We start from the raw sequence: 23,717 nt of genomic DNA, 5'->3' as shown, positions 1-23,717 counted from the left end.
ATCAGCCGATGAGGCGGGTCAGCGCTTCGCGGTACTTGTCGCCGGTGCGCTGGATGATGTCGGCCGGCAGCGATGGGCCGGGGGCGCTCTTGTTCCAGTCCAGCGTTTCCAGGTAATCGCGCACGAACTGCTTGTCGAAGGACGGCGGATTGACGCCTTCCCGGTACTGGTCGGCCGGCCAGAAGCGTGACGAATCCGGGGTCAGCGCCTCGTCGATCAGAATGAGCTTGCCATCCGGATCGAGACCGAATTCGAACTTGGTGTCGGCGATGATGATGCCGCGGCTCTTGGCGTAGTCGGACGCGGCGCTGTACAGCGCGATCGCGGTGTCGCGCACCTGCGCCGCGAGCGCTGCGCCGATCAGCGCCTCGGTCTGCGCGTAGCTGATGTTTTCGTCGTGATCCCCGGCTGCCGCCTTGGTGGCCGGCGTGAAGATCGGAGCCGGCAGCTTCGACGCCATGCGCAGCCCGTGCGGCAGCGCCACGCCGCATACCGAGCCGGTGCGGGAATAGTCGCCCCAGCCGGAACCGATCAGGTAGCCGCGCACAACCGCTTCGATGGGCAGCGGCTTGAGGCGCCGCACGACGATGGCGCGGCCTTCGACCTGATCGCGCTCGTCGGCGCTCACCACCGATTCCGGCGCGATGCCGGTCAGGTGGTTGGGCGATACGCCGGCCAGCCTGTCGAACCAGAAGTTCGACACGGCAGTCAGCACCTTGCCCTTGCCGGGTATCGGGTCGGGCAGGATGACGTCGAACGCCGACAGGCGGTCGGTGGTCACGATGAGCATCGTCGCGTCGTCGATGGCGTAGATGTCGCGCACCTTGCCGCGGGCGATCAGCGGCAGGCTCTTGATGCGGGATTCGAACAGTGCGTCGGCCATGGTCGTGTTCAGATCACCTGCTGGGCGAGCTTTCCGCTGGCGTAGTTCTGTGCCACCTGCACCAGCGGGATGGCCTTGATCTTGCCGGCCTGGCCTTCGCAGCCGAATTCGATGTAGCGCTGTTTGCAGATGCCCTTGGCGGCTTCGCGCGCCGGCTTCAGGTAGTCGCGCGGGTCGAACTTGCTCGGGTTCTCGAACATGTACTTGCGGATGGCGGCGGTCATCGCCAGGCGGATGTCGGTGTCGATGTTGATCTTGCGCACGCCGTGCTTGATCGCCTCCTGGATTTCCGACACCGGCACGCCGTAGGTTTCCTTCATGTCGCCGCCGTACTGGCGGATGATCGCCAGCAGATCCTGCGGCACGCTGGACGAGCCATGCATCACCAGATGGGTATTGGGGATGCGCTTGTTGATTTCCTTGATGCGGCTGATCGCGAGGATGTCGCCGGTGGGCTTGCGCGTGAACTTGTAGGCGCCGTGGCTGGTGCCGATGGCGATGGCCAGCGCGTCGAGCTGGGTACGCTTGACGAAGTCGGCCGCTTCTTCCGGATCGGTCAGCAGCTGGTCCATGGTCATCGTCGCCTCGGTGCCGTGGCCGTCTTCCTTGTCGCCCTTCATCGTTTCCAGCGAGCCGAGGCAGCCCAGTTCGCCTTCGACCGTCACGCCGAGCGCATGCGCCATGTCGACCACCTTGCGCGTCACTTCGACGTTGTAGTCGTAGCTGGCAATGGTCTTGCCGTCGGCCTGCAGCGAGCCGTCCATCATGACCGAACTGAAACCGAGGTCGATTGCGCCCTTGCACACGTCCGGACTCTGGCCGTGATCCTGGTGCATGACCAGCGGAATGTGCGGCCAGCTTTCGATGGCGGCTTCGATCAGGTGCTTGATGAAAGGCTCGCCGGCATACTTGCGGGCACCTGCGCTGGCCTGCAGGATGACGGGCGCGCCGACTTCATCGGCGGCGCTCATCACGGCCTGCACCTGCTCGAGGTTGTTCACGTTGAAGGCGGGGATGCCGTAGCCGTTTTCGGCGGCGTGGTCGAGCAACTGGCGCATGGAAACCATGGGCATGGCAATTCTCCTGGCTGGATCAGATAACGGTAGAGAGTTGACGATACTCCCCGACCTTGACGATTTTCAGTGTATTGGTGCCGCCCGGCACGCCGATCGGCTCGCCGAACGACAGTACGATGAGGTCACCGACCTGCACGGCGCCGCTGCGCAGCAGTTCGGCTTCGGCATCGACCAGCATGCGGTCGCGGTCGGCGTCCGGGTCGAGCTTGATCATCAGCGGCGTCACGCCGCGATACATCGACAGCTTGTAGCGGGTGCGCACTTCCGGTGTCAGCGCGTAGATCGGCACGCCGCTGTTCAGGCGCGACATCCACAGCGAGGTCGAGCCGGACTGGGTCAGCGTGGCGATCGCCTTCACCTTGAGGTGGAAGGCCGAAAACAGCGCAGCCATCGCGATCGACTGGTCGATGCGGGTGAATACGCGGGTCAGGAACTCCTGGTCCAGCTTCACTTCGGCCGATTTCTCGGCTTCGATGCAGATGCGCGCCATGGCTTCGACCGTTTCGACCGGGTAGGCGCCCGACGCGGTTTCGGCCGACAGCATGACCGCGTCCGTGCCGTCGAGCACCGCATTGGCGACGTCGGACACTTCAGCGCGCGTCGGCACCGGGCTGTGGATCATCGATTCCATCATCTGGGTGGCGGTGATCACCAGCTTGTTCATTTCGCGCGACACCCTGATGATGCGCTTCTGCATCGCCGGTACGGCTGCATCGCCCACCTCGACCGCGAGGTCGCCGCGCGCCACCATGGCGCCGTCGGACGCGTCGAGAATTTCTTCCAGCGCCGGAATGGCTTCCACGCGCTCGATCTTGGCGATCAACAGCGCGTTTGACCCGGCCGCGCGCAGCAGCTCGCGCGCCTGGCGCATGTCGGCGCCGCTCTTCGGGAAGCTGACCGCGACGTAGTCGACATTCAGCGACGCCGCGATCTTGATGTCTTCCATGTCCTTGGGCGTGAGCGCCGGCGCCGACAGACCGCCGCCCTGGCGGTTGATGCCCTTGTTGTTCGACAGCTCACCGCCGTGGCGCACCGTGCAGTGGATCTGCGTGGCGTTGACCGACTTCACGTCCATCACGATGCGGCCATCGTCGAGCAGCAACACGGCGCCCGGCTCGACGTCATTCACCAGTTCCGGATAGTCGAGGCCGACACGGCCCGCGTCGCCCAGCGTGCATTCGATGTCGAATACGAAGGCCTGGCCGCCCTTGAGCATCACCTTGTTGTCGGCGAACTTGCCGACCCGGATCTTCGGGCCCTGCAGGTCGGCCATCACGCCCACCGTACGGCCCGCCTTGGCGGCGGCGACAGCGAGGGTTTCCACGCGTGCGCGGTGGTCATCCGCCTTGCCATGCGAAAAATTGAGCCGCACCACGTCGACGCCGGCCTCGACGAGGCGGGTCAGGGTGGCGAGATCGCTCGAAGCGGGGCCGAGCGTGGCGACGATCTTGGTGAAGCGATGCATGGCAGACGAACTCCTCGTGATGTCGTTGTTGTTGTGGTTTGCTGTGCTTTGCGCGGTATCAGCCGTGGGCGCGCCGCAGCAGGATGTCGACCGCCGGCAGCGTCTTGCCTTCGAGAAACTCCAGAAAGGCGCCGCCGCCGGTCGAGATGTAGCTCACCTGGTCGGCGATGCCGTATTTTGCGATGGCGGCCAACGTATCGCCACCACCGGCGATCGAGTAAGCACTCGATGCAGCAATGGCGCGCGCCACGGTTTCGGTGCCGTGACCGAAGGCGTCGAATTCGAAAACGCCGACCGGGCCGTTCCACACGATGGTGCCAGCCTTGGCCAGCAGGTCGGCCAGTTCGGTCGCCGACTTCGGACCGATGTCGAGAATCATGTCGTCGTCGGCGACAGCATCCACCGACTTCACCGTTGCCGGGGCGTCGGCCGCGAAGGACTTCGCGCACACCACGTCCTGCGGCAGAGGTACCTTGGTCTTGGCCATGACGCGTTTCGCCGCGTCGAGCAGGTCGGGTTCGGCAAGCGATTTGCCGATGTTCTTGCCGGCGGCGAGCAGGAAGGTGTTCGCGATGCCGCCGCCGACGATGAGCTGATCGACCTTGTCGGCCAGATTTTCCAGTAGCGTGAGCTTGGTCGATACCTTGGAACCGGCGACGATGGCGGCCAGCGGGCGTGCCGGCTGGCCGAGCGCCTTGCCCAGCGCATCCAGTTCGCTCGCCATCAGCGGACCGGCGCAGGCGATGGGGGCGTACTGGCCCATGCCGTAGGTCGTCGCTTCAGCGCGGTGGGCGGTGCCGAAGGCGTCGTTCACCCACACGTCGCACAATGCGGCGAGCTTTTTCGACAGCGCGTCGTCGCACTTCTTCTCGCCCTTGTTGGCGCGGCAGTTTTCCAGCAGCACGACTTCGCCCGGGGCGACCGTGACGCCATCGACCCAGTCCGCGACCAGCTTCACGTCGAAGCCGAGCAGTTCCGACATGCGGCGGGCGATCGGTGCCAGCGAATCTTCCGGCTTCAGCTCGCCTTCGGTCGGCCGTCCGAGGTGCGACGTCACCATGACCGCAGCGCCGGCGTCACGCGCGGTGCGGATGGCCGGCAGCGAGGCGCGGATGCGGGTGTCTTCGGTGATGTTGCCGGCGTCGTCCTGCGGCACGTTCAGGTCGGAGCGGATGAACACCCGTTTGCCCTTGAGGTCGAGATCGGAAAGTCGTGTGAACTGCATCGTGTGTCCTCTGCGAAGGCGCGTGAAGGGATTCTGACGGAGCGGATACGAGGTGGGGCGTGTGCAGCGGGGAAAAACGATGCGGGGCGGACGAAGCGGGGCAGGGACGCTGCCGCCATGAACCCCGCCCCGGATCCGGAAGTCCTTACTTGGCCGCCATCAGTGCAACCGTCGTGTCCAGCATGCGGTTCGAGAAACCCCACTCGTTGTCGTACCAGGACAGCACCTTCACCAGCGTGCCACCCATGACTCGCGTCTGCGTCGAGTCGAAGATCGACGAGCGGGCGTCGTGGTTGAAATCGATCGACACCAGCGGCTCGACGTTGTAACCCAGAACCCCCTTCAGTTCGCCTTCCGAGGCGGCTTTCAGGATGCCATTCACTTCGTCTGTCGTCGTCGCGCGTGCGGCCGTGAAGGTGAGGTCGACGATGGATACGTTGATCGTCGGTACGCGCATCGCGAACCCGTCCAGCTTGCCGTTCAGGTCCGGCAGCACCAGACCGACCGCTGCGGCGGCGCCGGTCTTGGTCGGGATCATCGACATCGTGGCACTGCGCGCACGGCGCAGGTCTTCGTGATAGACGTCGGTCAGCACCTGGTCGTTCGTGTAGGCATGGATGGTGGTCATCAGGCCGTGCACGACGCCGATCTTGTCATGCAGCGGCTTGACCAGTGGTGCCAGGCAGTTGGTGGTGCAGCTGGCGTTCGAAATGACCGTGTCGGTCGCCTTCAGCACGCCGTGATTCACGCCATAGACGATCGTGGCATCGACATCCTTGCCGCCGGGTGCGGAAATGATCACCTTCTTCGCGCCGCCCTTGATGTGGGCTGACGCCTTTTCCTTGGTCGTGAAGAAGCCGGTGCATTCGAGCACGACATCGACGCCCAGCTCGCCCCACGGCAGCTCGGCAGGGTTGCGGTTGGCCAGCACGCGGATGCGGTCGCCGTTGACCACCATGTAGTCGCCGTCGACGCTCACTTCGCCCGGAAACCTGCCGTGCGCGGTGTCGTAACGGGTCAGGTGGGCATTGGTCTTGGGGTCGCCAAGATCGTTGATCGCGACGATCTGGATGTCGTGGCGCTTGCCGCCTTCGTAGTGCGCGCGGAGCACATTGCGGCCGATGCGCCCGTATCCGTTGATGGCAACCTTGATCGTCATGTCTGCAACTTCCTTTCCAGTGGGTATGGATTCAATGAAACCTGCGGATTGTGCAGCGCAACTTGTGGTGGCGCTGCGCCGTAGTTGGCACCGTCCGCCGCGCGGTGCCCGGAGTGTGACGACTTACCTGCCGAGCACCTTGCGGGCGGCCGCGGCAACCGCTTCGGCGGTGATGCCGAAAGCCTTGTACAGCTCGCCGGCCGGCGCCGATTCGCCGAAGTGATCGAGACCGATGACGGCGCCGTCGAGACCGACATATTTGCGCCACAGATCGGTCACGCCGGCTTCGACCGCCACGCGCGGCAGCGCGCGCGGCAGGACCTTGTCGCGCCAGGCGGCGTCCTGTCGGTCGAACACCGTGGTCGATGGCATGGACACCACGCGCGCGGCGATGCCGTCGGCTGCCAGCGTCTTCTGCGCAGCGAGCGCAAGTGACACCTCCGAGCCGGTTCCGATCAGCACGACCTGCGCGTCATCGGCGTCCGACAGCACGTAGCCGCCGCGGGCGATGGCCGCAATCGTCGAGGCATCGCGCGCGGTGTGCGGCAGGTTCTGGCGCGAAAACATCATCGAGGTCGGGCCGTCGTCGCGCCTGAGTGCGCTTGCCCAGGCGACTGCGGATTCGACCGTGTCGGCCGGACGCCACACGTCCATGTTCGGCATCAGGCGCAGCGTGGCGGTCTGTTCCACCGGCTGATGCGTCGGGCCGTCTTCGCCGAGGCCGATCGAGTCGTGCGTGAACACGAATACCTGGCGCAGCTTCATCAGCGCCGCCATGCGCAGTGCGTTGCGCGCGTACTCGGAGAACATCAGGAAGGTGGCGGTGTAGGGGATGAAACCGCCGTGCAGCGCGATGCCGTTGGCGATGGCCGACATGCCGAATTCGCGCACGCCGTAGTAGAGGTAATTGCCGCCCGGATTGTCGGCCGATATGCCCTTCGAGCCCGACCACAGCGTCAGGTTCGAGCCGGCGAGGTCGGCGGAGCCGCCGAGCAGTTCCGGCAGCGCCGGCGCGAAGGCTTCGATGCAGTTCTGGCTGGCCTTGCGGCTGGCGATGTTGTCGGCCTTGCCGTCGAACTTTGCGATCGTGTCTGCAACAGTCTGATCGAAATGACCCGGCAACGTACCGTGCATGCGGCGCTTGAACTCAGCCGCGAGATCGGGATGGGCGGCCGCGTAGGCGGCAAACCGGTCGTTCCAGCCGGCCTCGGCCGCTTTGCCGGCGGGCCGGGCATCCCATGCCTCATAGACGTCTGCCGGAATGTCGAATGGCGCGTACGACCAGCCGATGAAGGCACGTGCCGCTTCGATTTCCGCCGCCCCCAGCGGTGCGCCGTGTACGTCGTGGCCGCCCGCCTTGTTCGGCGAACCGAGGCCGATGACCGTACGGCAGCAGATGAGCGTCGGCCGCGACAGGTCGGCCTTCGCCGCGATCACTGCGGCGTTGAGGGCTGTGCTGTCGTGACCGTCGACCGCCGGGATGACCTGCCAGCCATAGGCTTCGAAGCGTTTCGGCGTGTCGTCCGCGAACCAGCCCTCGACGTGACCGTCAATCGAAATACCGTTGTCGTCGTAGAACACGATGAGCTTGCCAAGGCCCTGGGTGCCGGCCAGCGAGCACGCTTCGTGCGATACGCCTTCCATCAGGCAACCGTCACCCGCGAAGGCGTAGGTGAAATGATCGACGATGGTATGGCCGGGGCGATTGAATTGCGCTGCCATGCCGCGTTCCGCGAGTGCCATGCCGACCGCATTGGCCAGACCCTGGCCGAGCGGGCCTGTGGTGGTTTCGACGCCCGGTGCGTAGCCGCGCTCCGGGTGGCCCGGTGTCTTCGAATGCAACTGACGGAATGACTTAAGGTCGTCAATCGACAGGTCGTAGCCGGTCAGGTGCAGCAGTGCGTACAACAGCATCGAACCATGTCCGTTCGACAGCACGAAGCGGTCACGGTCGGCCCAGTCAGGATTGGCTGGATTGTGCTTCAGGTGGTGGCGCCACAGCACTTCGGCGATTTCCGCCATGCCCATCGGAGCGCCCGGGTGGCCGGAGTTGGCTTTCTGGACGGCATCCATCGCCAGCGCACGGATGGCACCGGTGATCGGGTTGAAGCCCCCGCGGGGTGTGATGGTCGGGGTGGCGGTCGAGGCGGTCATAAGGCAGGTTCCGGCCGGAAAAACCCATAATTATCCGCGAAAACAAGGCCTCTGGATAGCGCGCTGCGGTGCGCAAGTCGGCTGCAAGTCACCTTCGCTGACCCCGATCATGCACAGAAGGCCGCGTGATGCAGCGCGGATCGCACGCGCAGGCGCTGACGCCCGGTTGCCGAATGCGCAGAATCTGCGGCCATCCGGACCTTCGGCGCGATCAGCGACAGAAAATCAGTAACGCGCCCGCGCCTTGCGGCCGTTTTCCACCAGCCGCAGGATCAGAGGCGTGAAGATGAGCTGCATGGCCAGTTCGATCTTGCCACCCGGTATCACGATGGTGTTGGCGCGCGACATGAAGGAGCCTTGCAGCATGCTCAGCAGGTACTGGAAGTCGATGCCGCGCGGATTGGCGAAGCGGATCACCACCATCGATTCTTCCGGCGTCGGGATGGCGCGTGCAATGAAGGGGTTCGAGGTATCGACCATCGGTACCCGCTGGAAATTGATGTGTGTGTTTTCGAACTGCGAACAGATGTAGTGCACGTATTCCGGCATGCGGCGCAGGATGGTGTCGGTCACCGCATCGGTCGTGTAGCCGCGCTGCTCGCGATCGCGGTGCAGTTTCTGTATCCACTCCAGATTGATGATGGGTACGACGCCGATGCGCAGGTCGGCATGCTGTCCGACATCGATGCGGTCGGTTTTCACTGCGCCATGCAAACCTTCGTAGAACAGGATGTCGGTGCCCGTCGGAATGTCCTCCCAGGGCGTGAATGTCCCGGGCGGCTGACCAAAAGGTGCGGCTTCCTTGTCGTTGTGCAGATAGGCGCGGGAACGCCCGGTGCCTTCGGCGCCATACTGCCGGAACAGGGCCTCAAGTTCTTCGAACAGGTTGGCATCGGGGCCGAAATGGCTGAAATGTTCGTTGCCGGCCGCCGCTTCGCGCGCCATGACGACCTTCATCTCTTCCCGGTCGTAACGATGAAAGGCATCGCCTTCGACAATGACCGGGTTCACCCCTTCGCGCCGGAAGATGTGCTGGAAGGTTCGCGTGACCGTGCTGGTGCCGGCGCCCGATGATCCGGTGATGGCGATGACAGGATGACGTACCGACATCCGTCAGGCCTCAGAGCGTGGAAAACAGGCCACGGATATTGAAAAGTGGCGAAGTGTATTCACGGTCCAGTCCCTGGTCATTTTCGTGGTGATACTGGGCAATGCGACGCACTTCTTCGCTCGAACCGAAGATCAGTGGCGTGCGCATCTGCAGACTGCGCGGCGGCAGTTCAAGGATGCGGGTGCGGCCGTTGGTCGCCTCGCCACCCGCCTGTTCGATCAGAAAGGCGATCGGATTGGCTTCGTACATCAGCGAAATGCGGCCTGGCGGCTGCGACGGCATGGTGTCGGCCGGATACATGATGACGCCGCCGCGCGTCAGCACGCGATGGGTTTCAGCCACCAGCGAGGCGATCCAGCGCATGTTGAAGTCCGTGTTGCGCGGTCCGGTCTGGCCGGCCAGACATTCCTCGACATAGCGCTTGACCGGCGGTTCCCAGAAACGCGATTTCGACGCATTGATCGCGAATTCGTTCGTCTGCGCCGGAATGCGCATCTTCGGATGGGTCAGGATGAAGGCGCCAATGTCGCGGTCGAGCGTGAATCCGTCAACGCCTTCGCCGGTGGTCAGCACCAGCATGGTCGAAGGGCCGTACAGCGCATAGCCGGCGCACACCTGTTCGGTTCCGGGCTGCAGAAAATCCGACAACTGCGGCTCGGCACCCGGGTTGGGTGCGTGCAGCACCGAAAAAAGCGTGCCGACAGTCAGATTCACGTCGATGTTGTTGCTGCAGTCCAGCGCATCGAACAGCAAAAGGTATTTGCCGCGCGGCGACTGTTCCGGCGTCGGGATGAAGCCGTCGAGGCCATCCGGTGCGAGCGCCGCAAGATGACCGCCCCATTCGCATTCGCGCTGCATCGCCTCGTTGGCGATGGTGTCGAGCTTCTGCGTGACGTCGCCTGCCAGATTGATGGCGGCGCCGCTGCCAATCGCTTCGAAGCTGCCGAGCGAGCCGACCAGCGCGCCCTTGTTAACGTTGTTGGCGATGATTTTCACCGCCGTCGCAACCGCATTCAACAGACTCGAAAAGATCCCGCTCGCTTGCGGGTGTCTCTGCTGGGCCTCGATGGTGTAACGCGTGAGGGTCTTGCGCCCTTCGATCATGGCAACCTCCTTCGCAACCGGTGTCGATTTATCCTAGCTGTCGCCCGCCGCGCTGTCACATCGGCTTGTCGCGCTCCGACAGGTCATCGTGACAGCAAATGATGTGCTGCAACCATGGAACGGTGTGTTCCACTGCAAGCAACACAGTGTGCAAACGCAAAAAAATACCCCGGACTCTTGCGAGCCGGGGTATGAATCCACAAACAAGGTTGTGGAGGAGGAGCCTGGGTCACCTGTCAATTCTTGTTGAGCAGACAGGCTTTGACGCTAAAATCGTGAGCTCTCGAAAACTGCCTTTGTTGCTTCCGGGCTTTGTTTTCTACCGCTGTTGCAGTGCAATATATCTGGAATCCGTCTTGGTTCAAAATAAGTTGTTTTGATACGATCAATTAAATTTCCTGATACCGACTGATATGACGACCCAGTGGACACGAGGAGTGTCGCTACGCCAGCTGCGGATATTCGAAGCGGTCGCCCGCCTCGGATCGATTTCGCGCGCCGCCGAAGAACTGCATCTGACACAACCCGCAGTCTCGATGCAGGTGAAGGCGCTCGACGGGCTGATCGGGCTGCCGCTGATCGAAACCCTGGGCAAGAAGCTGCGAGTGACCGATGTCGGCATGGAAATCGCCCGCCACGCGCGTGCGATCGAACACCAGCTGGCCGAAGCGGAAGCAGCGCTCGCCCAGATGGCGAGCGGTCATGCCGGTCTGGTGTCGGTCGGCGTGGTCAGCACCGCGAAGTACATCGCGCCGAAGCTGCTGATGGCGTTCCGCGAGCGCTTTCCGGATGTGCAGGTCCGCATTTCACTGCACAACCGCGACGACATCTTCCGCCAGCTGGAAGACAACCTGATCGACCTCGCGATCATGGGGCGTCCGCCGGCTGCGCTGGGTTGCGAGGCGCATGTGTTCGCCGAGCATCCGCTTTCCATCCTCGCCTGCGAAGGTCACCCGCTGACCGGCGGCGGCATGGCCAGCGCGGAGGATCTGGGGCGCGAAGCCTTCCTGATCCGCGAGCGCGGATCCGGCACGCGGGTGACCCAGGAAAGCTTTTTGATCGAACACGGCATTCGCCCGACCGAAATCATCGAGTTGCCCAGCAATGAGATCATCAAGCAGGCGGCAATTGCGGGAATGGGGCTGGCGTTCCTGTCGGAACACACCTGCCAGCTCGAACTGCGTACCGGCGTGCTGCGCCGGATCGCTGCACCGGGTACGCCGGTGATCCGTAATTGGCATGTGGTCTATCGCGACCGCAAGAACCTGCTGCCGGCCGCCCAGGCACTGCGCGACTTCCTGCTGGCAAAGGGCGGCGGGCTGGTCAACGCACAGGTCACGTCCGCGCAGCCGGTGTGATGCGGGTTCTGCGCGTGTGGCTCAGCGCGCGCCGTGCGCGTTGAGCCAGTCCATCCATTCCCGATACAGCGCCGCGTTGGCGCCGACAACGACCGGTGTCTTTTGGCCGGGCGACATGTTCAGCGGCTCGCCGTCGAGCATCGAGCACTGTGCGCCTGCTTCGGCGGCAATCAGGGTGCCGGCAGCGAAATCCCACATCATCTGGCCGCCGTGCAGGTAGACATCCAGTCGCGCCGCCGCGACGAAGCACCACTCGAGCGCGCTGGAGCCGAAGTTGCGCTGCGAATAGAACGGTGACTGCGTGGCGAGCGCATCGGCCAGCGGCTTGGGAATGCGCTTGAAATCGACGCCAGCGACCGCGTCCAGCAGATGGCGGGCCGGCGTGCGCAGCGGCAGTGCCGTGCCGTTCAGGAAGGCACCGCCTCCTTCTTCGGCGTAGAAGGCCTCGTCGGTCATCGGGTTGTACACCACACCGTAGCGCGTCCGGCCTTCGGCGATGTAGGCGATCGCCACGCCGAAGAACGGAATGCCGTTGATGAAATTCGTGGTGCCGTCGATCGGATCGATGCACCAGATGCCGTCCTGGCCTTCGTGCCACAGACGCAGCTGCAGCGATTCCGGCATTTCTTCGCCCAGTACCGGACGATCGATGATGCGGGGCAGGCGTTCGATCAGCGCTTCCTGCGCCGCAAGATCGACCACCGTGAACAGGCTGCCATCGTCCTTGGTGTTGCGTTGCGCCGTCAGGAAGTGCGGCATGATGACCTCGCGTGCGACGTCGCGCGCGGTGTCGACGATCTGGATGAGGGTGGGTGAGCTCATGAATTCAATCCTGACGCCATTTGATGGAACAGCCAATGCCGGGCGTCTGCACGCGCGGGCCGTCGCCGGTCAGCGCAACGAGGCGCATGGCCTCGAAAAGATCGCGCGGCGTATCGGGTGGGGCGGCCTCCTTGCGGGAGGCGTCGAAGCGACCGCGGTACTGCAGCTGCAATGCGTTGTTGTAGCCGAAGAAATCCGGCGTGCACACCGCACCATAGGCGCGCGCCACCGACTGGTCGGCGTCCAGCAGATACGGGAAGGAAAACGCCCTGTCTCGCGCCAGTGCCTGCATCGCGTCCGGGCCGTCCTCCGGATATTGGACCGTATCGTTCGACATGATGGCCACCACGCCGATGCCGAGCGCCTGCAGCTCACGCACCGTTACGACCAGCCGTGGCAGTATCGCCTGCACATAGGGGCAGTGGTTGCAGATGAACATCACCAGCAGACCGGCCGGTCCGCGCAATGTGTCCGGCGCATGTTCGCGCCCGTCGGCGTCGCGCAGCCGGAAGCCGGGCGCCGCCAGGCCGAAGTCACAGACAGGTGTAGAAGTGCTGACCATCATGCTTCCATGGGTTTGCCCGCCGTGGCGGGGCACGGGCCGTTATCCTTTCGCGGTGCACCAATGATAATACGATGAATCCACGCTTCTTTTGCCCTCTGCCCGATGAACCGCAGGGCGCGCTGCTGCTGCCGGCGGCAGTGGCCCACCACGTTGAACGCGTGCTGCGTCTGTCGTCGGGCGATTCGCTGACCCTTTTCGACGGTCGCGGTTTCGAAGTCGACGCCCGACTCGAAGGCAAGGGCCGCGACCTCCGGGCAGTGCTCGGCGAACGCCGCGAGCCGCTGCGCGAGCCGGCGCTGCGGATCACGCTGATGCAGTGTCTGGCCGCGTCGGACAAGATGGACTGGATCGTGCAGAAGGCGGTCGAACTGGGCGTTGGGCGGGTGCAGCCGGTGAGTTCCCGGCGCGCTGTCGTGCGGCTGGCCGGCGAACGTGCCCAGCGCCGGGTGGAACACTGGCGCCAGATTGCCGTGGCTGCCTGCGAACAGTGCGGCCGCAACGTCGTGCCCGAAGTGCGGCCGCTGCTTTCTTTCGAACAGGCCGTCGCGGGTGCAGACGGGCAGCGACTGCTGCTGCATCCGGAAGGTGGGGTGCCGTTGCGCGAGGCGGGTCTGAAAGCCGATCAGCCGATCAGCCTGCTGATCGGTCCGGAAGGCGGTTTCGACCACGACGAACTGCAGGCCGCGCGCGGCAGCGGGTTTGCCGCGCTCACCCTCGGCCCGCGCGTATTGCGCACTGAAACTGCAGGTGCGGCCGTGGTGGCTGCGCTCAACGCCCTGATCGGAGATTTCTGATGTTCGATTCGCTGCCCCCGCTCGAAGCGATGGATGAAGACCGGTTCGATCGGGCCGTGGCGCGGCTGCGTGCCGACCTGCTTGATGCGCAGTACTCGATCCTGGAACAGGCGCGCACGCCGGTCATTCTGCTGATCGCCGGCGTGGCCGGCGCCGGACGCGGCGTGGTGGTCAATACGTTGAACGAGTGGATGGACCCGCGCCATATCCGCACCAGTGCGTTCGGGGCGCGCGACGAAGCCGCACGTCTGCGACCCCACATGTGGCGTTTCTGGCAGGCCTTGCCGTCGCGCGGGCGTACCGCCATCGTGTTCGAAGCCTGGTACAGCGAGGTCATCCGCGACCGCGTCGACCGCCGCATCAAGCGACAGGCGTTCGGCCACACACTGCAGTCGATACGCCGTTTCGAGCACTTGCTGGCGATGGAAGACGCCGTCGTGCTCAAGTTCTGGCTGCATCTGGACGCCGATACGCAGCGTGCCCGCTTCAAGGCGCTCGAAAAGGACGCGGCAACGCGCTGGCGCGTCACGTCGGAGGACTGGCACGAACACCGTCATCACCGCAGGCTGTGCAAGGTGGCGGAAGAGGCGATCCGGCAGACCGACGACCCGCATGCACCGTGGCATCTGATCGACGCTCGGGACACCCGCCTGTGCGAATTGGCGGTCGGTCGCACCGTGCTGCGCGCGCTGCGTGCCACGCTGGCCGGGCGACCGCCCCGTCCGGCGCCGTTGCCGCCGCCTTCAATGGCCGTTGCCGAGGCGCCGGCGGCACCGGTCGGCGAAGCAGCGGCCCCGTCGAAGCCGATGACCAAGGCGCAATACCAGCCAGCGCTGGAAGTCCTGCAGGGGCGGTTGAACCTGTTGCTGCGCCAGCCGGCTTTCGAAGATCGCGCGCTCGTGCTGGTGTTCGAAGGCATGGATGCAGCCGGCAAGGGCGGTGCCATCCGTCGCATCACTCATGCACTCGATGCGCGGTTTTACCGCGTTCATCCGGTCGCGGCGCCGTCCGAACATGAGCGCAAGTACCCGTGGTTGTGGCGCTTCTGGCGCGATGTGCCGCGCAATGGCCGGGCGGCACTGTTCGACCGCTCCTGGTACGGCCGGGTGCTGGTCGAACGGGTCGAAGGCTTTGCCGAGCCGGAGGACTGGGCGCGCGCCTACGACGAAATCAACGCCTTCGAGCAGGAATGGGTAGCGCATGGCGCCATCGTCTGCAAGTTCTGGCTCGATGTCAGTCCCGAAGAACAGCTGAAGCGCTTCAACGAGCGCAGTCGCACCCGGTTCAAGCGTTTCAAGATCACGCCGGATGACTGGCGCAACCGCGAGAAGTGGCCGGCCTATCTTCCGGCGGTACGTGAAATGCTGGCGCGCACGCACACCGAGGCGGCGCCGTGGGCATTGATCGGCTCGGACGACAAGTACCGCGCCCGCCTCGACATCCTGCAAACCGTCTGCGACCGTCTCGAATCCGCGATCGGCTGAGCGTTCCGGCGGGTCGCGCTCGGATAGAATCGGGAACTTACCGGACGGAACCTGCATGCACGCTGATCCCGATTCACCGCGCTTCGTCGCCTGGGTGCGCAGCGCCGCACCTTACATCCATGCCTTTGGCGGCCGAACCTTCGTGGTCGCGGTCGGCGGCGAGGTGCTGAAGAGCCCGTTCGCCAATTCGCTGGTGCAGGATTGCAACCTGCTCGCCGCGCTCGGCATCAAGCTGGTGCTGGTGGTCGGCGCACGCCCGCAGATCGAGGAAGAACTGGCGGCGCGTGGCCTGGAACCCCGCTATCACAAGGGTTTGCGCGTGACCGACGCGCCTGCCATGGATTGCGTGAAGCGCGCCAACGGCGCCATCCGCATCGACGTCGAAGCGCTGTTTTCGCAGGGTCTGCCCAATACGCCGATGGCGGGCAGCACGATCGAGGTCGCGTCGGGCAATTTCCTCACGGCGCGTCCGGTGGGCGTGGTGGATGGCATCGACCATGGTTACACGGGTGCCGTGCGCAAGGTCGACGTCGAAGCGCTGAACGACGCACTGGTCGACAGCGACATCGTGCTGATGCAGCCCTATGGCTACTCGCTGACCGGCGAGGTGTTCAATCTGTGCATGGAAGAAGTGGCCGAATCGGTGGCCATCGGGCTGCAGGCAACGAAGCTGATCTACCTGTGCGACGCGCCGGGCATCGTCGATGAAGCCGGAGAGCTGGTGCCGGAACTCACCGCCGACGAAGCATCGCAATGGCTGAAGGCGGGTCGCGGCATCACCGAAGACCTGGGCCTCTACCTGCCGCGGGCGATCCGTGCCGTGAAGATGGGTGTGGCGCGGGCGCACATGATCGATCGCGACCTCGATGGCGCGCTGCTGCTCGAATTCTTCACTACGCAAGGTGTCGGCAGCGTCATTTCGCGCGAACGCCTCGCGCTGATGCGCAATGCGCGCATGGACGATGTGCCGGCAGTGGCGGGCCTGATCGCGCCGATGGAAGCGGATGGCACGCTGGTCAGTCGCGGCCGCGAAAGGCTCGAACGCGAGATCGATCGTTTCAGCGTGCTCGAACACGACGAAGTCATCATGGGCTGTGCCGCCTTCTACCCGTATGCGGAAGAAGAAATGGCCGAACTGGCCTGTCTTGCGGTCATGCCCGAATACCGTCGCCACGGCTATGGGGAACAGATACTCAGCTTCGTCGAGGGGCGGGCGCGTGCCGAGCGCATGAAGCGCCTGTTCGTGCTCACCACCGTGACGGCACACTGGTTCGTCGAGCGCGGTTTCGTCGAAGCCGGCGTCGATGTGCTGCCGCGCGTGAAGCGCGAGAACTACAACCCGCAGCGTCGCAGCAAGGTTCTGGTGAAGGTGCTCTGATGCCGCGGCGGCCGCTCCACTGACATGAAACCGGCCCTGCTTGCACGCATCGGCACGCTGAAGGCACGCCTCATCGGGTCGGCGGTCGTGCTGGGCCTGCTGCTGATGGCAGGCCTCGGGCTCACCCACCACCTGCTGGCCGGCCACCTGATTGCGCAGGAAGATTCGCGTATCGATGCGCTGGCCGCCGACATGCAGACCCGGCTGGCCGATATCGTGATGCACGATCAGGCGCGGCTCGCGGCCGAAGCGGGTGCATTGCGCAGGCTGGGTGGCCTCGGTTACATCGAGGTTCGCGATGCCGCCGGGCGCGTACTGGTGGCGGACGGTGGGCCGGCCGTGCTCGGTGCGCCGCATGCGAATCTGCGTGCCGCACTGGCGGCCGGACGCAGTCGTCACGATTTCCGCATCGCGCTGAGGTCGGCCGACGCCAGCGCGTCGGTTGGTGTGCTGCGCGCCAGTGCGAGCCTGGTTCGTCTCGAAGCTGCACTCGCCACACTGACGACGTCAATGCTGCTGCTGGGCGTCCTGATTCTGTCGCTGCATGTGCTGCTGACCCGCTGGGTGCTCGGCGGTGTGCTTGATGGTGTGACCGCGATCGAAACGCGTGCGATCGCGCTGCGCCGAGCAGAGGTCGTCAATCCGCTTCCGGTGGTCGGCGACGATGCGCTGGCCCGTCTGACCCGCGCCTTCAATCAGATGGTGCAGGCGCTCGATGAGCGGGTCATGGCGTTGCGCAAGAGTGAATCGCGCTTTCATGCGATTGCCGATTTCACCTTTGGCGTCGAAGCCTGGTTCGGACCGCAGGGGCGCCTGATCTGGGTCAATCGTTCGATCGAGCGGGTGACCGGTCACAGCCCGCTGGACTGCCTGCTGAGCGAAAATCTTGCAGGCATGCTGGTCCATGAGAAGGACCGCAAGATATTCGCCACCCGCGCGCAGGAGGCGCTGGCCGGTGCCAGCGGCGAAAATTTCGAAGTGCGGCTGCTGCGTCGCGACGGCGGGGTGGTGTGGGTGTCCCTGAACTGGCAGCCCATCTACGACGAGGCGGGTGTTTGCCTGGGCGTGCGGGTGTCTGCTGACGACATCCAGAGCCGCAAGGAAGCCGAACTGAAGCTGCTCGACACAGTGACCGCGCTGCGTCGCGAACAGGGCCTGCGCGATTACTACCTGACGCGCAGCGAGGAAGAGCGTTCGCGGCTGGAGGCGCTGCTCGACCTGATCAAGCTGGGCGTGCTGTTCGTCGATCGCGACGGGCGCGCGCAGCACGCCAACCGGATGCTGAAGCTGATCTGGGGCATGGCGCTGGACGAAAACCTTTCCGGCATGCGGGACAGTGTGCTGATCGAACGCACCGCGGCGCTGCGTGCGGACGAAGACGGCTACCGGGAGCGCATGACACAGATTCTTGCAACGCGACTGCCGACCGAGCCGATGGACATCCTGCTGCGTGATGGGCGCATCATCCGCGAACAGTCGGCGCTGGTGCCGTCGGCCACGCCCGGGCGTTTCCTCGGGCGCGTGTGGATCTACGAAGACGTTACGGCCGAGCGACGTGCAGCCGAGGCACTCGTTCAGATGGCCGAACGCGATCCGCTGACCAATCTTTACAATCGCCGCCGCTTCCATGAAGAGCTCGAACGCATGATTGCAGACGCCAGCCGGCGACACACGCAACTTGGCCTGCTGCTGTTCGACCTCGATGGCTTCAAGCCGGTCAACGACCGGCACGGTCATCAGGCCGGCGATCAGGTGCTGATGAAGCTGGCGCGCGAGGTCGGCGCCGTCGTGCGCCGGAACGAAATCTTCTTCCGGCTCGGCGGTGACGAATTCGGTGTGCTCGCTCCGGACACCGACGAACAGGCCATCACCGGTCTGGCGCGACGCATCGGCGAGCGTGTGTCGGGCATGAACTTCGAATTTGACGGCGAGCGCGCCTATGTGACCGTAAGTACGGGCATCGGCATCTATCCGGTTCATGCATCGACCGGCGAAGCCTTGCTGGGCGCGGCGGACGCTGCGATGTACGCGGCCAAGAACGATGGCAAGAACGCTTTCCGGATGTACCAACGCCGCCATGGCACCTGACGATCGTCGCAGGCCTTGAGCGGCTGACACGCCTTTTCCGAACCTCATTTTTTGAAGGAGTTACACGATGGCACGCATGGTCAATTGCATCAAACTGGGTCGCGAAGCGGAAGGTCTGGACTTTCCGCCGGTGCCCGGCCCGCTCGGCGCGCGGATTTTCGAGTCGGTATCCAAGGAGGCCTGGCAGCAGTGGGTGAAGTACCAGACCATGCTGATCAACGAAAACCGCCTCAGCCTGATGGACGTGCGCGCGCGCAAATACCTTGCCGAGCAGATGGAGAAGCATTTCTTCGGCGAGGGCGCTGACGGCGTGTCGGGATACGTTCCGCCCGCTGCCTGATTTGACGTGTACCTGCCCGCGCCACAGTAATTCACGGCAAGTCCTTGCGCCGTCATGCTAATTTCGCGCCGATGAATGTTTCCACCCGTACTTCCGGCATCCTGCAGGGCACACGTGGCTGCCCCTACTGCATGAGTCGGAACACCAAAGACTCCAGCTGGAGGAACGCGGCCGAGAAAGCGGGCCGCTTCTGGTTGCGTCCGGTGCGCTGTCGCAACTGTCACAAGCGCTTCGTGCGCTTCCGGCGCGTGCCGCTGGCGGCGTTTGCGGGTCTGGTGTTTCTCGGAATTTCAGCCCTTGTGTTCATCACCGTGCAGAGCGCAGGTTCGCGCATTCCCAGTGAGCACGAGAGGAAGCTGGCCGAGCTCGATCCGCGTGATGTCGCTCGCATCCGGGCCGAAGCGGGCAGTTCGCTGGCACAGTTCGAATACGCGATGCTGTTGTCGCAGGGCGGAACCGGCGAACGCGAAGACCTGGTCGAATCGATCAAGTGGTTTGAAAAGGCTGCGGAGCAGGGGCATGCGCAGGCGCAGTACGAACTTGCACAGGTTTACAAGCTTGGCCGTGGCACGCTGCAGGACTACGACGCAGCCGCCAGATGGTTCTTGGAAGCTGCGCGCAAGGGCCATGTCGCAGCGCAATACCACATGGGACGTCTGCACCGCATCGGCGAGGGGGTGGATCTCGACCTGATCCGGGCCTATGCCTGGTTCAATCGCGCGGCGGCCCTGGGACATGGCGCTGCACGCGGTGCGCGGGACGAAATCGCTGCTTCGCTCAAACCGGAGCAGGTCGAAGCGGCGCAAAAATTGTCGCGCGATCTGCTCTCTGTGCCCACTGGCGCACCCACTGCATCCGGTCCTGCGGCAAACGCGTCCACCCGTGCGGAGCCGGAAGGGACGGCGGAGGTGCCCTCGGAGAACGGTCGGGTCATCGGCGTGACGGTCAGGCCCTAGACTGAATTCAGACGCACGGGGGCGCACATGCAGACCCGATGCCAACCCGTAGTGATCGTGCATCCGTACTCATGGCGCGCGCGCCTTACCGTGGCCGCAAGCCGCCATCGCTGCAATGGCGAGGCAAGGACAGCTGCGCAGCGTTCAACACGTATCGAGTCGCGGACATCCCGGGCTGTTTGCGGGTGCCGGCGGTATTCCGCCGTTTCCGAACGCCTTGTCGAGACGGCTGGCGAGGTCCGTGTCGGCCAGCGCCAGTTCGTTGCGGATATCTTCGGCCTCGCCGCTGCGCCCGATGCGCGACAGCGCAAGTGCGGTGTGGAACAGTATCTGTGGGTGTCCCGGCGACAGGGTGATCGCTTTTTGCAGCGCAGCCAGCGCCTCCGCATGGCGATCGAGTCGCGACAGCGCCACGCCTGACTGATGCCAGGCGTCGGCATTGTCAGGCTGTGCCTGTGTCCATTCGCCTGCCAGTTCGGCGGCGGCTTGCCAGCGCGCCTGGGTGCCCATGCGTGCGACACGCAGGAACCACGGCTGCGCCGTATCCGGTTGTTCCCAGATGGCCAGGCCGTCGATCGGCGCCACATCGCTCTCGGGCAGCGTGCGGACGCGCCGGATCATCTCCGCCGGCATGGCGAAGTAGCCACCGGCGTGGCCGGACGCCAGAAACGTGGTGATGCCCATCAGCCTGCCGCGGGCGTCGAACAGCCCGCCGCCGCTGCCGCCCAGCGCGAAGCCGCTCGAGGTTTCGATTACCGCCATGCCGTCATGCGGATGCGTGGTGGCCACGCGCCCGGGCGCGAAGAAGGCTTCGATCCCGCCCGAATAGCCGTAGTAAAAGGACTTCTCGCCTGCTTTCACTGAAGCCGCGTCGCGCAGCTCGGCGACGCGCAGCGGCATCGGTCCGGTGCGCAGCAGGCACAGGTCATTGGCCATGTCGGCCTTCTGGCCGAATACCGGATACACCAGCGCGCCCTTGGCCACCTCGATGCGCACCGCCTGTCGTGTGACGTGGCAGTTGGTGATGACCTCGTTCTCCGCCACCACGACGCCCGACCCGAAATAGCCCTTGCCGGCGGCATTGAGCACGCGCACCTGCACCACGCTGATCGACAGACCCGTGTAGAAGGCCGAGCCGAATTCGTCCGCCACATCGTTTGCCGTGGCGGCGGAGGAGAGACCCAGACAACAGGCGAACAGGGTGGTCAAGCGGATCATGGGCGGCCTCGCAACGGGTGGCGGTGGGACGATGGACGATCGAACGGCTGCTATCGGAACGTCGTGACCGCAGAAAAGTTCGCGCTGCCGGCGAGCAGTCAGGCGGCGCTGTTGTCCAGCATCGGTCCGGTCACGAAAAATGCGCCACCGGCCACATGGTGGATCGTGCGAAGCGCGTCATGTTCCGGGCCGAAATGCCAGCGCCCAGCGCTGAACACCCGGCTGTCGGCATGCGCCGCGACCACTTCGCCGATGAACAGGTCGTAACGGTTCTGGTTGTGTGCTTCGGGTACGACGCGACATTCCAGCCAGGCCACGCAGCCCTCGATCAGCGGTGCCGCGACCCGGTCGCCGGCGAATGTCGTGATGTCCAGTGCGGTGAACTTGTCCCGCTCGCGGCCGGAATCGCTGCCGACCGCGACAGCAAGCGCGCGCTGCGCCTGCGTCGGCACATTGATGACGAACTCACCCGACGCTTCGATCAGCTCGCGCGTGAAGGTCGACTTGTCGATCACCACCAGCAGCTTGGGCGGATCGAAATCGAGCGGCATGCACCAGGCTGCAGCCATCACGTTGCGCCGTGCCCCGTGCGCGCTGCTGACCAGCACGGTCGGGCCGTGGTTGAGCAGACGATACGACTTTGCCAGCTCCACCGGTTCGATCTGCGGCGCGTGTGTCATCCGCTCATTTTCCCCAACTGTCCTTGAGCGTCACCGCGCGGTTGAACACCGGCTTGCCCGGCGTCGAATCCTTGCGGTCGGCGACGAAGTAACCGTGGCGTTCGAACTGGAACCGGTCATCGGGCGCGGCAGTGGCGAGCCCGGGCTCGACGATGGCCTGCACCGATGTCACCGAATCGGGGTTCATAACGGTCAGGAAGTCGCGTCCGCCAGCGTCCGGATGGGCTTCCGTGAACAGCCGGTCGTACAGCCGTACCTCGGTCGTCACGCCATCCAGTGCGCCGACCCAGGTGATGACGCCCTTCACCTTGACGCTGTCGGCACCCGGGGTACCGCTTTTCGTGTCCGGTACGATGGTCGCCAGCACCGCGGTGATGTGGCCGTCGGCGTCCTTTTCGCAGCCGGTGCATTCGATGACGTAGCCGTACTTGAGCCGCGTGCGGTTGCCCGGGAACAGGCGGTGGTAGCCCTTGGGGGCCACCTCCATGAAGTCTTCACGCTCTATCCACACTTCGCGTGCCAGGTTGAAGCTGCGCTGACCATGTTCGGGGTGGTGCGGATGCACAGGTGCGGAGCAGGCTTCGGTTTCGCGACCGGCGAACAGTGCGTCCCAGTTGGTGAGCTTGAGCTTCAGTGGATCAAGCACCACCATCGCCCGTGCGGCGCGACCGTCGAGATCGTCGCGCAGCGCGCCTTCGAGCGTCGAGTAGTCGATCCATGAATCGGCCTTCGATACGCCGATGCGCTCAGCGAACAGCCTGATCGCCTCTGGTGTATAGCCGCGCCGGCGCAGGCCGACGATGGTGGGCATGCGCGGGTCGTCCCAGCCGCTGACGTGGCCTTCGGTCACCAGCTGCATCAGCTTGCGCTTGCTGGTGACGACGTAGGTCAGGTTCAGGCGGGCGAATTCGTACTGCTTGGGCAAAGGGTGGGCGAGCAGGCCCCCTTCAGCGAGGCGTTCCAGCACCCAGTCATAGAACGGCCGCTGATCTTCGAATTCCAGCGTGCAGATCGAGTGGGTGATGCCTTCGAGCGCATCTTCCAGCGGGTGGGCGTAGGTGTACATCGGATAGATGCACCAGGTGTCGCCTGTGTTGTGATGATGCGCGCGCTTGATGCGGTAGATCGCCGGGTCGCGCAGATTGATGTTGGGGCTGGTCATGTCGATCTTCGCCCGCAGCACCATCGAACCGTCGGCGTGCTTTCCGTCGCGCATTTCGCGGAACAGCGCCAGCGATTCGTCGGCCGGGCGGTTGCGCCACGGCGAATCCCTGCCCGCTTCGGTCAGTGTGCCGCGGCTGGCGCGCATCTCGTCCGGCGTCTGCTCATCTACATAGGCGTGGCCGGCGGTGATCAGGTGTTCCGCTGCGCGGTACATGAAGTCGAAGTAGTCGCTGGCGAAATACAGGTGCGAAGCGCCGAAGGCCTCCCAGCCGAAGCCCAGCCACTGCACCGAATCCTTGATCGATTCGACGTATTCGACGCTTTCCTTCTCCGGATTGGTGTCGTCGAAACGCATGTGGCACACGCCGTCATAGTCGCGCGCCAGACCGAAATTCAGGCAGATCGACTTGGCATGGCCGATGTGCAGATAGCCGTTGGGCTCAGGCGGGAAGCGGGTGCGGATCTTCGCCGGATCGGGCTCGCCTGCAGCATGGTGGGCGGCATCGCCCGGGCTGCGCGCCCAGCGGCGGCTGGCGTAGGTGTGGGAACCGAGATCCTTCTCGATCACGGCACGCAGAAAATTCGAGGCGGGAGCAGCGGAACTGCGATCTGACATGGTGTCCGGGTCTGAAAGTGGCGGTCGACACGAATTCTATCCGGTCGCTGCCGCGCCCGACGGCAGGCAGGCGATTT

Annotated in this window: 20 protein-coding genes; 7 read left to right on the top strand and 13 right to left on the bottom strand. The window is 64.5% G+C overall.

Going from position 1 to position 23,717, the window contains the following annotated elements; genetic code table 11:
- Window position 1 precedes the first annotated feature (1 nt).
- From BSY238_RS06245 to BSY238_RS06210, 8 genes are all read right to left on the bottom strand, one after another.
- Window positions 2-883: a phosphoribosylaminoimidazolesuccinocarboxamide synthase gene (locus BSY238_RS06245; protein ID WP_069038376.1), complete on the bottom strand. Its 882-nt coding sequence runs from the start codon at window positions 881-883 to the stop codon at window positions 2-4.
- An 8-nt stretch (window positions 884-891) separates the two neighbouring features.
- Window positions 892-1,956: a class II fructose-bisphosphate aldolase gene (gene fba, locus BSY238_RS06240; RefSeq protein WP_069038375.1), complete on the bottom strand. Its 1,065-nt coding sequence runs from the start codon at window positions 1,954-1,956 to the stop codon at window positions 892-894.
- 19 nt (window positions 1,957-1,975) lie between these two features.
- Window positions 1,976-3,424, bottom strand: a complete 1,449-nt coding sequence (gene pyk, locus BSY238_RS06235; RefSeq protein WP_069038374.1) for a pyruvate kinase — start codon at window positions 3,422-3,424, stop codon at window positions 1,976-1,978.
- 58 nt (window positions 3,425-3,482) lie between these two features.
- Entirely contained in the window at window positions 3,483-4,649 is a 1,167-nt protein-coding gene (locus tag BSY238_RS06230) for a phosphoglycerate kinase (protein ID WP_069038373.1), read from the bottom strand.
- A 145-nt stretch (window positions 4,650-4,794) separates the two neighbouring features.
- On the bottom strand, window positions 4,795-5,808 hold the full coding sequence (gap, locus tag BSY238_RS06225) for a type I glyceraldehyde-3-phosphate dehydrogenase (protein WP_069038372.1): 1,014 nt from the start codon (window positions 5,806-5,808) through the stop codon (window positions 4,795-4,797).
- 123 nt (window positions 5,809-5,931) lie between these two features.
- Window positions 5,932-7,962: a transketolase gene (gene tkt / locus BSY238_RS06220; RefSeq protein WP_069038371.1), complete on the bottom strand. Its 2,031-nt coding sequence runs from the start codon at window positions 7,960-7,962 to the stop codon at window positions 5,932-5,934.
- 225 nt (window positions 7,963-8,187) lie between these two features.
- A complete protein-coding gene (locus BSY238_RS06215; protein WP_069038370.1) occupies window positions 8,188-9,072 on the bottom strand; it encodes a phosphoribulokinase in 885 nt (294 codons plus the stop codon).
- 10 nt (window positions 9,073-9,082) lie between these two features.
- Window positions 9,083-10,177 (bottom strand): class 1 fructose-bisphosphatase, encoded by a 1,095-nt coding sequence (locus tag BSY238_RS06210; RefSeq protein WP_069038369.1) that lies wholly within the window; start codon window positions 10,175-10,177, stop codon window positions 9,083-9,085.
- A 437-nt stretch (window positions 10,178-10,614) separates the two neighbouring features.
- Between BSY238_RS06210 and BSY238_RS06205 the strand changes: the two genes are divergently transcribed.
- On the top strand, window positions 10,615-11,535 hold the full coding sequence (locus BSY238_RS06205; RefSeq protein ID WP_223300290.1) for a LysR family transcriptional regulator: 921 nt from the start codon (window positions 10,615-10,617) through the stop codon (window positions 11,533-11,535).
- Window positions 11,536-11,556: 21 nt separating this feature from the next.
- On the opposite strand, the gene BSY238_RS06200 is transcribed toward BSY238_RS06205, so the two are convergent.
- Window positions 11,557-12,357, bottom strand: a complete 801-nt coding sequence (locus BSY238_RS06200; protein ID WP_069038368.1) for an inositol monophosphatase family protein — start codon at window positions 12,355-12,357, stop codon at window positions 11,557-11,559.
- Between the two features lie 4 nt (window positions 12,358-12,361).
- Window positions 12,362-12,919, bottom strand: a complete 558-nt coding sequence (locus tag BSY238_RS06195; protein WP_069040497.1) for a thioredoxin family protein — start codon at window positions 12,917-12,919, stop codon at window positions 12,362-12,364.
- Between the two features lie 74 nt (window positions 12,920-12,993).
- On the opposite strand from BSY238_RS06195, the gene BSY238_RS06190 reads away from it, so the two are divergent.
- The 6 genes from BSY238_RS06190 (at window position 12,994) to BSY238_RS06165 (ending at window position 19,962) form a co-directional block, all read left to right on the top strand.
- Entirely contained in the window at window positions 12,994-13,716 is a 723-nt protein-coding gene (locus tag BSY238_RS06190; RefSeq protein ID WP_083223941.1) for a 16S rRNA (uracil(1498)-N(3))-methyltransferase, read from the top strand.
- Entirely contained in the window at window positions 13,716-15,200 is a 1,485-nt protein-coding gene (gene pap, locus BSY238_RS06185; protein WP_069038367.1) for a polyphosphate:AMP phosphotransferase, read from the top strand. The genes BSY238_RS06190 and pap overlap by 1 nt, the downstream gene beginning before the upstream one ends.
- A gap of 55 nt (window positions 15,201-15,255) precedes the next feature.
- Window positions 15,256-16,578, top strand: a complete 1,323-nt coding sequence (argA, locus tag BSY238_RS06180; protein WP_069038366.1) for an amino-acid N-acetyltransferase — start codon at window positions 15,256-15,258, stop codon at window positions 16,576-16,578.
- Between the two features lie 24 nt (window positions 16,579-16,602).
- Window positions 16,603-18,666, top strand: coding sequence for a sensor domain-containing diguanylate cyclase (locus tag BSY238_RS06175; protein ID WP_069038365.1), 2,064 nt, complete (start codon window positions 16,603-16,605; stop codon window positions 18,664-18,666).
- 67 nt (window positions 18,667-18,733) lie between these two features.
- Window positions 18,734-19,006, top strand: a complete 273-nt coding sequence (locus BSY238_RS06170; protein WP_069038364.1) for an oxidative damage protection protein — start codon at window positions 18,734-18,736, stop codon at window positions 19,004-19,006.
- A gap of 71 nt (window positions 19,007-19,077) precedes the next feature.
- The gene (locus tag BSY238_RS06165; protein WP_083223940.1) at window positions 19,078-19,962 is read left to right on the top strand and encodes a tetratricopeptide repeat protein; all 885 of its coding nucleotides are present in this window, start codon (window positions 19,078-19,080) and stop codon (window positions 19,960-19,962) included.
- Window positions 19,963-20,106: 144 nt separating this feature from the next.
- On the opposite strand, the gene BSY238_RS06160 is transcribed toward BSY238_RS06165, so the two are convergent.
- The 3 genes from BSY238_RS06160 to BSY238_RS06150 all read right to left on the bottom strand — a co-directional run bounded on the left by BSY238_RS06160 (window position 20,107) and on the right by BSY238_RS06150 (window position 23,640).
- Window positions 20,107-21,180, bottom strand: coding sequence for a S1 family peptidase (locus BSY238_RS06160; RefSeq protein ID WP_083223939.1), 1,074 nt, complete (start codon window positions 21,178-21,180; stop codon window positions 20,107-20,109).
- Between the two features lie 98 nt (window positions 21,181-21,278).
- Complete coding sequence (locus BSY238_RS06155; RefSeq protein ID WP_069038363.1) at window positions 21,279-21,860, bottom strand: flavin reductase family protein; 582 nt, start codon at window positions 21,858-21,860, stop codon at window positions 21,279-21,281.
- Window positions 21,861-21,864: 4 nt separating this feature from the next.
- Entirely contained in the window at window positions 21,865-23,640 is a 1,776-nt protein-coding gene (locus tag BSY238_RS06150; protein ID WP_069038362.1) for a glutamine--tRNA ligase/YqeY domain fusion protein, read from the bottom strand.
- Window positions 23,641-23,717 lie beyond the last annotated feature (77 nt).

This window comes from Methyloversatilis sp. RAC08 (assembly GCF_001713355.1).
Classification (GTDB): Bacteria; Pseudomonadota; Gammaproteobacteria; order Burkholderiales; family Rhodocyclaceae; genus Methyloversatilis.
The sequence above is the reverse complement of the archived record's forward strand: the minus strand, read 5'-3'. Positions and strand labels throughout refer to the sequence as shown.

Coding starts and splice junctions, on each gene's coding strand:
- BSY238_RS06215 (WP_069038370.1), bottom strand. CDS start 9,072: ATGTCGGTACGTCATCCTGTCATCGCCATCACCGGATCATCGGGCGCC.
- BSY238_RS06200 (WP_069038368.1), bottom strand. CDS start 12,357: ATGAGCTCACCCACCCTCATCCAGATCGTCGACACCGCGCGCGACGTC.
- BSY238_RS06160 (WP_083223939.1), bottom strand. CDS start 21,180: ATGATCCGCTTGACCACCCTGTTCGCCTGTTGTCTGGGTCTCTCCTCC.
- BSY238_RS06190 (WP_083223941.1), top strand. CDS start 12,994: ATGAATCCACGCTTCTTTTGCCCTCTGCCCGATGAACCGCAGGGCGCG.
- BSY238_RS06195 (WP_069040497.1), bottom strand. CDS start 12,919: ATGGTCAGCACTTCTACACCTGTCTGTGACTTCGGCCTGGCGGCGCCC.
- BSY238_RS06150 (WP_069038362.1), bottom strand. CDS start 23,640: ATGTCAGATCGCAGTTCCGCTGCTCCCGCCTCGAATTTTCTGCGTGCC.
- pyk (WP_069038374.1), bottom strand. CDS start 3,424: ATGCATCGCTTCACCAAGATCGTCGCCACGCTCGGCCCCGCTTCGAGC.
- BSY238_RS06245 (WP_069038376.1), bottom strand. CDS start 883: ATGGCCGACGCACTGTTCGAATCCCGCATCAAGAGCCTGCCGCTGATC.
- BSY238_RS06170 (WP_069038364.1), top strand. CDS start 18,734: ATGGCACGCATGGTCAATTGCATCAAACTGGGTCGCGAAGCGGAAGGT.
- fba (WP_069038375.1), bottom strand. CDS start 1,956: ATGCCCATGGTTTCCATGCGCCAGTTGCTCGACCACGCCGCCGAAAAC.
- gap (WP_069038372.1), bottom strand. CDS start 5,808: ATGACGATCAAGGTTGCCATCAACGGATACGGGCGCATCGGCCGCAAT.
- BSY238_RS06230 (WP_069038373.1), bottom strand. CDS start 4,649: ATGCAGTTCACACGACTTTCCGATCTCGACCTCAAGGGCAAACGGGTG.
- BSY238_RS06165 (WP_083223940.1), top strand. CDS start 19,078: ATGAATGTTTCCACCCGTACTTCCGGCATCCTGCAGGGCACACGTGGC.
- BSY238_RS06210 (WP_069038369.1), bottom strand. CDS start 10,177: ATGATCGAAGGGCGCAAGACCCTCACGCGTTACACCATCGAGGCCCAG.
- tkt (WP_069038371.1), bottom strand. CDS start 7,962: ATGACCGCCTCGACCGCCACCCCGACCATCACACCCCGCGGGGGCTTC.
- pap (WP_069038367.1), top strand. CDS start 13,716: ATGTTCGATTCGCTGCCCCCGCTCGAAGCGATGGATGAAGACCGGTTC.
- BSY238_RS06155 (WP_069038363.1), bottom strand. CDS start 21,860: ATGACACACGCGCCGCAGATCGAACCGGTGGAGCTGGCAAAGTCGTAT.
- BSY238_RS06175 (WP_069038365.1), top strand. CDS start 16,603: ATGAAACCGGCCCTGCTTGCACGCATCGGCACGCTGAAGGCACGCCTC.
- argA (WP_069038366.1), top strand. CDS start 15,256: ATGCACGCTGATCCCGATTCACCGCGCTTCGTCGCCTGGGTGCGCAGC.